Origin of the sequence: Streptomyces sichuanensis (assembly GCF_020328095.1) — a bacterium.
Lineage (GTDB): Bacteria > Actinomycetota > Actinomycetes > Streptomycetales > Streptomycetaceae > Streptomyces > Streptomyces cinnamoneus.
Genome location: NZ_JAIXMK010000043.1, coordinates 1 through 9,883 on the forward strand (window position 1 = coordinate 1; position 9,883 = coordinate 9,883).

General features: G+C 73.2%; 9 protein-coding genes. 6 read left to right on the plus strand and 3 right to left on the minus strand.

Features of this window, described 5'->3' with window-relative positions; genetic code table 11:
* Positions 1-225: 225 nt before the first annotated feature.
* The 4 genes from LE181_RS14745 (at position 226) to LE181_RS14760 (ending at position 4,654) form a co-directional block, all read left to right on the plus strand.
* Entirely contained in the window at positions 226-1,206 is a 981-nt protein-coding gene (locus LE181_RS14745) for an ROK family protein (protein ID WP_225661715.1), read from the plus strand.
* Positions 1,206-2,360: an N-acetylglucosamine-6-phosphate deacetylase gene (nagA, locus tag LE181_RS14750; protein WP_225661716.1), complete on the plus strand. Its 1,155-nt coding sequence runs from the start codon at positions 1,206-1,208 to the stop codon at positions 2,358-2,360. Before LE181_RS14745 ends, nagA begins: the two co-directional genes overlap by 1 nt.
* A 151-nt stretch (positions 2,361-2,511) precedes the next feature.
* Entirely contained in the window at positions 2,512-3,432 is a 921-nt protein-coding gene (locus LE181_RS14755) for a 1-phosphofructokinase family hexose kinase (RefSeq protein ID WP_225661717.1), read from the plus strand.
* Between the two features lie 379 nt (positions 3,433-3,811).
* Positions 3,812-4,654: a class II fructose-bisphosphate aldolase gene (locus tag LE181_RS14760; protein WP_225661718.1), complete on the plus strand. Its 843-nt coding sequence runs from the start codon at positions 3,812-3,814 to the stop codon at positions 4,652-4,654.
* Here the strand turns inward: LE181_RS14760 and LE181_RS14765 are convergent.
* Both LE181_RS14765 and cdgB read right to left on the minus strand, forming a co-directional pair.
* The gene (locus tag LE181_RS14765; RefSeq protein WP_225661720.1) at positions 4,647-5,615 is read right to left on the minus strand and encodes a CBM35 domain-containing protein; all 969 of its coding nucleotides are present in this window, start codon (positions 5,613-5,615) and stop codon (positions 4,647-4,649) included. The two genes, LE181_RS14760 and LE181_RS14765, sit on opposite strands and share 8 nt — an antisense overlap.
* Positions 5,616-5,792: 177 nt before the next feature.
* Complete coding sequence (gene cdgB, locus LE181_RS14770; RefSeq protein WP_225661721.1) at positions 5,793-7,589, minus strand: diguanylate cyclase CdgB; 1,797 nt, start codon at positions 7,587-7,589, stop codon at positions 5,793-5,795.
* A gap of 387 nt (positions 7,590-7,976) precedes the next feature.
* Here cdgB and LE181_RS14775 point away from each other — a divergent pair, with 387 nt between their 5' ends.
* Entirely contained in the window at positions 7,977-8,528 is a 552-nt protein-coding gene (locus LE181_RS14775) for a flavin reductase family protein (RefSeq protein ID WP_372458361.1), read from the plus strand.
* 80 nt (positions 8,529-8,608) lie between these two features.
* Here LE181_RS14775 and arfB read toward each other — a convergent pair whose 3' ends face one another.
* Entirely contained in the window at positions 8,609-9,037 is a 429-nt protein-coding gene (gene arfB, locus LE181_RS14780) for an alternative ribosome rescue aminoacyl-tRNA hydrolase ArfB (protein WP_225661722.1), read from the minus strand.
* A gap of 193 nt (positions 9,038-9,230) precedes the next feature.
* On the opposite strand from arfB, the gene LE181_RS14785 reads away from it, so the two are divergent.
* Entirely contained in the window at positions 9,231-9,806 is a 576-nt protein-coding gene (locus tag LE181_RS14785; RefSeq protein ID WP_225661723.1) for a TerD family protein, read from the plus strand.
* Positions 9,807-9,883: the final 77 nt, after the last annotated feature.

Below are 9,883 nucleotides of genomic sequence, written 5' to 3' on the forward strand. Positions count from 1 at the left end.
GCCCCACGACGGCGCAAAGAAACAGAGGCCGCACCAAGGAGAGAGCGACATCACGCGCCCACCGCGGCCGCCCCGCCCCCGCCCCGAACGGGCGGACGCCCCCCACCCTGACGTTCGCACACGGGCGACGCGCACGCCCCACCCGGGGCGGGAAAGCAACGCCCGCCCGGCCGCCCCCGGCGAGTGGACTAGACCTTTCATGCCCGGAAGGGCGAGACTACCGACGTGAAACACGTCATCGCCCTCGACGTAGGCGGCACCGCCATCAAGGCCGCCCTGGTCGCCGCGGACAACACGCTCCTGCACGAGACCCGGCGCGCCACGGCCCGCGACAAGGGCCCGGACGCCGTGGTGGCGGGCATCCTCGACCTCGCCGCCGAGCTCCGGGACCTCGGCGCGGCCCGCTTCGGCGAGACCGCGTCGGCCGCGGGCGTCGCCGTCCCCGGCATCGTCGACACCGCGACCGGCACGGCCGTCTACGCCGCCAACCTCGGCTGGCGCGACGTCCCGCTGCGGGAGCTGCTCGCCGCGCGCCTGGGCGGCGCGACCCCGGTGGCGCTCGGCCACGACGTCCGCACCGGCGGGCTCGCCGAGGGCCGGATCGGCGCCGGCCGCGGCGCCGACCGCTTCCTGTTCGTCCCCCTCGGCACGGGCATAGCCGGCGCCATCGGCATCGGCGGCCGCATCGAGGAGGGCGCCCACGGCTACGCGGGCGAGATCGGCCACATCTCCGTGCGCCCCGGCCCCGACGGTCACGAGTGCGGCTGCGGCGGTCGCGGCTGTCTGGAGACCGTCGCCTCCGCCTCGGCCGTCAGCCGCGCCTGGGCCGAGGCGACCGGCGACCCGGCGGCCGACGCCGCCGCCTGCGCCGCGGCCGTGGCGGCCGGCGACCCGCGCGCCCGCGCCGTGTGGCAGCACGCGGTCGACGCGCTCGCCGACGGCCTCGTCATGGGCCTCACGCTGCTCGACCCCGGCATGCTGATCATCGGCGGCGGGCTCGCGGAGGCCGGCGAGACCCTCTTCGCGCCGCTGCGCGCGGCCGTGGCCGACCGCATCACGTTCCAGAAGCTCCCCCGCATCGTCCCGGCGGCCCTCGGCGACACCGCCGGCTGCCTGGGCGCGGGCCTGCTGGCCTGGGACCTGCTCGCCGAACTCACCACCACCCGCGTCCCGCACGCCACCCCCACCACGGAGGTATCCGCCTGATGGTCGAACGAACGGTTCTCGCCGGTGCCCGTGTGGTGCTGCCGACCGGTGTGGCGGAGGGGGGCCGCATCACGGTCGAGGGCGGCCGCATCGCGATGAACGTGCCGCACGAGGAGATCACCTTCGACCTCACCGGCCACTGGATCGTCCCCGGCTTCGTGGACCTCCACGTCCACGGCGGCGGAGGCGCGTCCTTCTCCGCCGGCAGCGCCGAGGAGGCGCTCACCGCGATCCGCACGCACCGCGCGCACGGCACCACGACGATGGTCGCCTCGACCGTCACCGGCGATCTGGACGACCTGGCCCGGCAGGCGGCGGTCCTCGCCGAACTGACCGAGCAGGGCGACCTGGCGGGCATCCACTTCGAGGGCCCGTTCATCTCCCCGCACCGCTGCGGCGCGCACCAGCCGGAGCTGCTGCGCGACCCCGACCCGGCCGACGTCCGCAAGCTCGTCGACGCGGCGCGCGGCGCGGCCCGCATGGTGACCCTCGCCCCGGAGCTGCCCGGCGGCCTGGAGTCGGTGCGGATGCTCGCCGACCACGGCGTGATCGCGGCGGTGGGCCACACCGACTCGACGTACGAGGCGACGCTGGACGCCATCGAGGCGGGCGCGACGGTCGCCACCCACCTCTTCAACGCCATGCCCTCGTTGCTGCACCGCGCGCCCGGCCCGATCGCGGCGCTGCTGGAGGACGAGCGCGTGACCGTCGAGCTGATCAACGACGGCACGCACCTGCACCCGGCGGTCCTGGAGCTGGCGTTCGCGCGGGCGGGCGCGGACCGCGTCGCGTTCATCACCGACGCGATGGGCGCGGCCGGCATGAACGACGGCATGTACCCGCTCGGGCCGATGCGGGTCGAGGTCAAGGACGGCGTGGCCCGCATCGCCGACGGCCCGACGGCCGGTTCGATCGCCGGCTCGACGCTGACCCTCGACACGGCGTTCAAGCGCGCCGTGACGGTCGACCGCCTGCCGGTCGAGGACGCGGTACGGGCCCTCTCGGCGAACCCGGCCCGGCTGCTGGGCGTGGCCGACCGGGTCGGTTCGCTGGAGACCGGCAAGGACGCGGACCTGGTCGTGCTCGACGCCTCGTACGACCTGGCCGGCGTCATGCGCAAGGGAGAATGGCTGGTCCGTCCGGAAGTGGGGTAATTCTTCCCCGAATTGAACAGCGGCGGCGGGTCCCGGGTCTGGGCCTGCCGCCGCTGTTTTGGCATGATCGCTCGCGCATCCGTCGTGGGAGACGTCATCGCAGTCGCGATGAGAGCAGTCGTGAGAGAGCAGTCGTGAGAGAGAGGCGCAGATGATCCTTACGGTCACGCTCAACGCCGCGCTCGATCTGACCTACCGCGTCCCGCGCCTGCTCCCGCAGGCGTCGCACCGCGTCGCGCGGGCCACCGAGCGGCCCGGTGGCAAGGGGCTGAACGTCGCCCGGGTCCTGGCCGCGCTCGGCCACGAGACGGTGGTGACCGGCTTCGTGGGCGGCCCGACGGGCGAGACGCTGCGCCGGCTGCTGGCGGAGTGCGCGGGCCCGTTGACCGACGCCCTGGTGCCCATCACCGGCGACACGCGCCGCACGGTCGGTCTCACGGATGCCGCCACCGGCGAGGTCACCCAGCTCAACGAGAGCGGGCCGCAGGTGACCCCCGACGAGTGGGCGGCCTTCGGCGAGCGCTACCGGCGGCTGCTGCGCGACGCCCGGGCGGTCGCCCTGTGCGGAAGCCTGCCGCCGGGCGTGCCGGTGGGCGCGTACGCGCACTTGGTGCGGGAGGCGCGGGCCCGGCACGTACCGGTGCTGCTCGACACCAGCGGCGAGCCGCTGCGGCGCGGGGTGGCGGCCCGCCCGGACGTGGTCAAGCCGAACGCGACGGAGCTGGCCGCGCTGACCGGCTCGACCGAGCCGCTGCAGGCCGCGCTCGACACCCGCCGCCGGGGCGCGCACGCGGTGGCCGCCTCGCTGGGCGCGGAGGGCATCCTCGCCGTCACCCCCGACGGCTCCTGGCACGCCGTCCCGCCGAAGCCCCTGAAGGGCAACCCGACGGGCGCCGGCGACTCGGCCGTGGCCGGCCTCCTCTCGGCCTGGTCCGAGGGCCTCCCCTGGCCGGACCGCCTGACCCGCGCGGTAGCCCTGTCGGCGGCCACGGTACGCACCCCGGCGGCGGGCGAGTTCGACACGGCGGTGTACGAGGACCTGCTGCAGCGGGTGCGGGTGACACGGCTGTGAGGGCGAAGCCCCGGTTAAGCGGCGGACGGCTACGCCGTCATGACGAGGCACCCGTCCCGGGGGCCGGGCCCACCCCCGTCCGGGGTCACCCCGACTTCAGAAAGGGCCAGGACCGGGGATCTCCTCCCCACCGCGTCGATACCCGGCGACAACCGGCGACAACCGACCGTCCAAAGCCGGAGGCCGAAGGCCGGACACCGGAGGCCACCGCCCCGGGGCCAGAGGCCAGGACCCCGCCGGGGTCCGGGGGTTGCCCCCGGTTTCGGGAAGGGGCGGTGCTGGGGATCTCCTCCCCGCCGCAACAGCGCTCCGCCACCGCGTGGTACGGCGACGGGCCGGCCGCCCGCAGTCGCTGCCGTTACCGACAGGAGAGGCACGCATGCCACTGGTCAGCACGGGCGAACTGGTCACGGCGGCGCGCGCCAAGCGCACGGCCGTCGTCGCCTTCAACGTCATCACCGTCGAGCACGCCGAGGCGATCGCCGCCGGCGCGGAGGCCGCGGGTGTCCCGGCCGTCCTGCAGATCTCCGAGAACGCCGTGAAGTTCCACGGCGGCCGCCTCGCCCCCATCGCCGCCGCCACCGCCGCCGTGGCCCGCGCGTCGTCCGCCCGCCTGGCGCTCCACCTCGACCACGTCGAGAGCACCGCCCTCCTCCACGCGGCGTCAGCACATGACTTCACGTCAGTGATGTTCGACGCATCGAAGCTGCCCTACGGAGGCAACGTCAAAATCACGGCCGAGGCCGTCCGTTGGGCCCACGCACGCGACATCTGGCTGGAAGCCGAAATCGGCCGCATCGGCGGCAAACCGGGCGACGCCCACACCCCCGGCGTCCGCACCGACCCCACCGAGGCCGCGTCCTACGTGGCCGAGACGGGCGTGGACGCCCTCGCCGTGGCCGTCGGCAGCGCCCACGCGATGACCGAGCGCACGGCCGCCCTCGACCACGCCCTGATCGCGTCCCTCCGCGAGGCGGTCCCGGTCCCGCTCGTCCTGCACGGCTCCTCGGGCGTCCCCGAGGACGAACTCCGCCGCGCGGTGGCGGCGGGCATGACGAAGATCAACGTGGGCACGGCCCTGAACACGGCCTTCACCGGCGCGGTCCGCGCCTTCCTGGAGGCCCACCCGTCGACGGTCGACCCCCGGAAATACCTCGCCCCCGCTCGCGAGGCGATGACGGGGGCGGTGGCGGGGTTCCTACGGAACGTCAGGCTCAGCTGATCCAGAGCTGGTCGAGGTGCGAGTCGCACTTGTTGCCGGCCTCGCAGGAGAGCCTGATGGTGTTCGTCCCCTTGTTGAGGCTGATCTCCGACCAGGTGCTCATCCAGTTGCTGGACCACTCACCCGGCTTGGTGTGGATGTGATCCCTCATGTCTATCGGCCGGCTCTCGCGCTTGCCGTTGGCGGTGATGGTGAGGTTGGCGTCCTGGCCGGGGACGCCGTAGGAGAGGTTCAGGCGGTAGCGGCCGGCGGCCTTGACCTCCACCGTCCACTCGACGCCCGCTCCCTGCTGGTTCACGCCGGTGACGTAGGCGCCACCCTTCGCCTGCGCGCCCGAGACCGCCGTCTCGGTCGTCGCACCGCCGACGAGCCGCAGGCTCGCGGCGTCGCGCTTCTGCTGGTCGTTCACCGACGGGTTCTTGGTCGGCTCGTCCTTCTTGTCCTTTTCCTTCTTCTTCGAAGAAGTGTCGGACTCGTCGGAGCTGTCGCCCTTGCTGCCCCCGCCGTCCGCGACCGTCTGCTTGTCGTCGTCCTTGCCGGAGGAGTTGTTCATCATCGCCACGCCGATGCCGCCCGCGACCACGAGCACGACCGCTATCGCGGCTATGAGCAGCCCGCGCCGGTTCGGGCGGGCCGGGGAAGCGCCGTGGCCGCCGTGGCCGCCATGGGCACCGTGACCGCCGTGGGAGGCGGACGGGGCGCCGCCCGGGAGGGTCTCCGGGGCCGCGTAGTGCGGGTTCGGCTGGCGCTGGGCGCCGGTGGCGCCCTGCTGGCCGCCGTAGGTGCGGGAACCAACCGGGCGTACCTGGTTGTACGACGTGCGGGGGACACCCGGCTGGCGGACTCCCGCCTGACCGCCTTCGGTCTGGCCGCCCTCACCGCCCTCCGAGCGGTAAAGGTAATGGAACGGGTCGTCGCCTTCCGGCGTCGCGTTCCCGGTGCCGTTGTTACCGGCCGTCATCCCCTGTCACTCCCCACATGGTGTGCCCATCGGCGCCCACGTTCGTACGCGCCGAAACCGCGGCTGTCGTGGCCGGGGCGGCCTCCACGGTCGGCGGCGGTGCCGCATCGGCGCAGCCTACCCCGAGAGGGCGGTTTCACGCCGTGCCCCGGGCCCCCGGCGGGGGCGCGAGAGGGCTCAGCCGGCTCGTCTGCCGGCCTTCGCCCGGGAGCGTTTTTCGACGTACATCCGCTGGTCAGCGGAGCGCAGCACCTCGTCCGCGGACATTCCGCAGCCCGCCCAGCCGATTCCGAAACTCGCCCCCACCCGCACCGCACGGCCGTCGACCCTTATGGGCGGAATGATCGCGTTGCGCAGCCGGACGGCGAGATCTTCGGCGTCGGCCGGGCCGAGCCCGTCCGCGAGGACGACGAACTCGTCGCCGCCGAGCCGGGCCACCGTGTCGCCGTCCCGGACGCCGCTGCTCAGCCGGCGGGCGACCTCGATGAGGACGGCGTCGCCGGTGTGGTGGCCGAAGCGGTCGTTGATCGACTTGAAGCCGTCGAGGTCGCAGAAGAGGACCGCCAGGCCCTTGGTGCCGTCGTCGGCGCCCTCGTCGGGCGCTATGGCGTGCTCGTGGTGGTGGTCGACGAGGTGCGCGTGCCCGTACGGGCTCTCGGGCGCGCCGCCGTAGTCGTCGGGGGTGAAGTCCGGCGCGTAGTCGGGCCCGGCGTCGGAGCCGAAGGCGTGCGCGGCGCTCGGGCCGATGGCGCTGACCGTCCCGGACGCCGCCCCCGCCGCGGCGCCGATCGTGCTCACGGCCGCGTTCGCCGTGCTCTCGACCTCGGCGAAGCCCTCCAGCGAGCCGTACGGGCCGACGGCCGCCGCCGCGTGGCCGTCGCTGCCGGGCGGGCGGCCGCACAGCCGGCTGCTGAGCCGGGCGCGCAGCTCGGCGCTGTTGGGCAGGCCGGTCAGGGAGTCGTGGCTGGCGCGGTGGGCGAGCTGCAGCTCGTGCCGCTTGCGCTCCTCGATGTCCTCGACGTGGGTGAGCAGGAAGCGCGGCCCGTCGGCGGCGTCGGCCACGACGGAGTTGCGCAGCGAGACCCACACGTACGTGCCGTCGCGCCGGGCCAGGCGCAGCTCGGCGCGGCCGCCCTCGGCGGAGGTGCGCAGGAGCGTGCCGATGTCGTCGGGGTGGACGAGGTCGGAGAAGGAGTAGCGGCGCATCTGCGAGGCCGAGCGGCCGAGCAGCCGGCACAGGGCGTCGTTGGTGCGGTGGAGCCGGCCGTGCTGGTCGCCGCCCATCTCGGCGATGGCCATCCCGCTGGGGGCGTACTCGAATGCCTGCCGGAAGCTTTCCTCGCTGGCGCGCAGCGCCTGCTGCTCGCGTTCGAGCCGGACCAGGGCGCGCTGCATGTTTGCGCGCAGCCGAGCGTTACTGATCGCAATCGCCGCCTGTGACGCGTACATCTGGAGCGCCTCGCGGCCCCAGGGGCCGGGCCGGCGGCCATTGCGCGGTTTGTCCACGGAGATGACGCCGAGCAGCTCGCCGCCGGAGGGCCCGGCGGTGTACATGGGGGCGAAGAGGCGGTCCATCGGGTGCCACTCGTCGGCGAAGCGCGGTGTGGGGCCGGCGGTGTGCCACTGCGGGACGTCGTCCTCGTCGAGGACCCAGCCCTCGGTGTACGGGATGAAGCGCAGCCCGCCCCAGTGGTCGCCCATGGACAGGCGCCGCTCCCAGGAGACGCGCGAGCCGACGCGGCCGGCCATCAGCGCCTCGGCGCTGGCGCTGCCCGCCACCGCGGCGACGACGAGGTCCCCGTCCGGGCGTACGAGGTTGACGGCCGAGAGCTCATAGCCGAGCCCGGCGACGATGCCGTCGGCGACGGTCTGCAAGGTGTCCGCGAGGCTGCGCGCGGTGTTCAGCTCCGCGATCGCCTGATGGACCTGTCTCAAGGTCGCCAGGCGGACATACGGCTCCGACTCGGTCTCCATAGCTCGCTCTCCCCCGAGACCTCGACAGCAACTCCAGGCTTCTTGTTCGTCCGTTTACCCGGCCACTGAATCACAGCGAGCTGACCACCCGGTACACAGGGTCAACAATTACTAGCCTCTGTGACTCAAGTCACAAAGTGTGATGAAGTCCTGCTACTGGCGTTCGAGCGCACCCCTATGCTTCGTGAACGCAAATTCGAAACGGGCACGGGAAGCGGGCGGGACGGGGCGCAGGATCGTTTTCGCGCCCGTTTCACCGCCGTTTCACGCTCGTTTCGAGACCGTTCGGATGCGCTTCTGCAGTCTTCGGCGGCGCTTGCGACCTAGGACCCGTCTGGTCCCGAAGCCCGATGCGTCCCGTCCCCCCGGGCGGCTAGCGTGCAGAGCGTGTTGCAGACGACTTCGCCCACCGAGACCGGCATAGCTCATCCTGAAGGAGTGACCGCCGACGAATTCCGCGCCGCCCTCGCCCGCCTCGCCGCGGGCGTCGTGCTGGTGACCGCGCACGACCCGGAGGACGGGCCGCGCGGCGAGGACGTCGGCATGACGGCCACGGCCTTCGTCTCGGTCTCCCTCGATCCGCCCCTGGTGATGGTGAGCGTTCGCAACGGCTCCCGCATGGACGATCTCCTGGAGCGCCGGCACCTGTGGGCGGTCTCCGTCCTCTCCGAGAGCCAGCGCCACATCGCCGGCCGCTTCGCGATGAAGGGCCGCATCAGCGACCGGCTGCTGTTCGAGGACATCGCCTACGAGCGCGGCGAGGCCAGCGGAGCGCCGCTGGTGCGGGGCGCCCTGGCCGTCCTGGAGTGCCGGACGGAGCAGCGTGTGGTCGCGGGCGACCACACGCTCGTCATCGGCCGCGTGCTGCGCGCCGACGTTCCGAGCACGGAGAGCGGCCCGCTGACGTACTTCCGGGGCCGCTACCGGCACCTGGGCTAGGGCACGCCGGGCCCATCCGGCCCGTCTCCCTCTTCCCGGCCCGTCCCCGCCCTCGTCTGCCCGGCCCCGTCGCGCACCGGCTAGCCCCAGTCCCGCCCGGACCGGCCGCGCTTGGTGTCGGCGCGCTGCTTCTTCTCCCGCAGCCGCCGCTCGTTGATGCCGCGGGGGATCTTCGTCGGCCGGCGCGGCTTCGGCGGCGGCGCCGTCGCCTCGGCCAGCAGCGCCGCCAGCCGTACGGCCGCGGCCTCCCTGTTCCGCCACTGGGAGCGGTGCTCGGAGGCCCGTACCGTCACGACCCCGTCGACCAGCCGTCCGGCGAGCCGCTCCAGCGCGCGCTCCTTCCACACCGGCGGCAGGGCCCCGGTCGCCGCGAGGTCGAACCGCAGCTCGACCTGGCTGTCGCTGGTGTTCACGTGCTGGCCGCCGGGCCCGGAGGACCGCGAGAAACGCCACATGAGCTCGGCCTCGGGGAGGGAGACGGAGCCGCGGATGACGTGGGGACCGGACATGGGTCCCATGTTCCCCTGCCGCGAACGCCCTCGTCACCTCGTTTTGCACCGGCCCGGGCCGCCCCCGCATCAGGATCGTGCAAAGAAAGTAAAGAAGGCTGGAACCCTGCATCCCCTGGACGGCGTTATGCGGGATGACGGTAGCTTCGGGCGCGAGCTTCGTGGCACCACACCATCAGAAAGGGACATTCCCATGGCTGTAAGCCTGTCCAAGGGCGGCAACGTCTCCCTCACCAAGGAGGCCCCGGGCCTGGCGGCCGTCACGGTCGGCCTCGGCTGGGACGTCCGCACCACCACGGGCACGGACTTCGACCTCGACGCGAGCGCCATCGCCGTGAACGCGGGCGGCCGGGTCTACTCCGACTCCCACTTCGTCTTCTTCAACAACAAGTCCACCCCGGACCAGTCGATCGTCCACACCGGCGACAACGTCACCGGTGCCGGCGAGGGCGACGACGAGCAGATCAACGTCAACCTGGCGGCTCTCCCGGCCGACATCGACAAGATCGTCTTCCCGGTCTCCATCTACGACGCCACCACGCGCTCGCAGAACTTCGGCCAGGTCCGCAACGCCTACATCCGCATCGTCAACCAGGCCGGCGGCGCCGAGCTCGCCCGCTACGACCTGAGCGAGGACGCTGCCACCGAGACCGCCATGGTCTTCGGCGAGCTCTACCGCCACGGCGCCGAGTGGAAGTTCCGCGCGGTCGGCCAGGGCTACGCGTCCGGCCTCGCCGGCATCGCCCAGGACTTCGGCGTCAACGTCTGACGACGGCCGACGCGGTAAAGCCGACGCGGTAAAGAAGAACGGCAGCGGGCCGCCGCCCCCCCAGTAGGGGGGCGGCG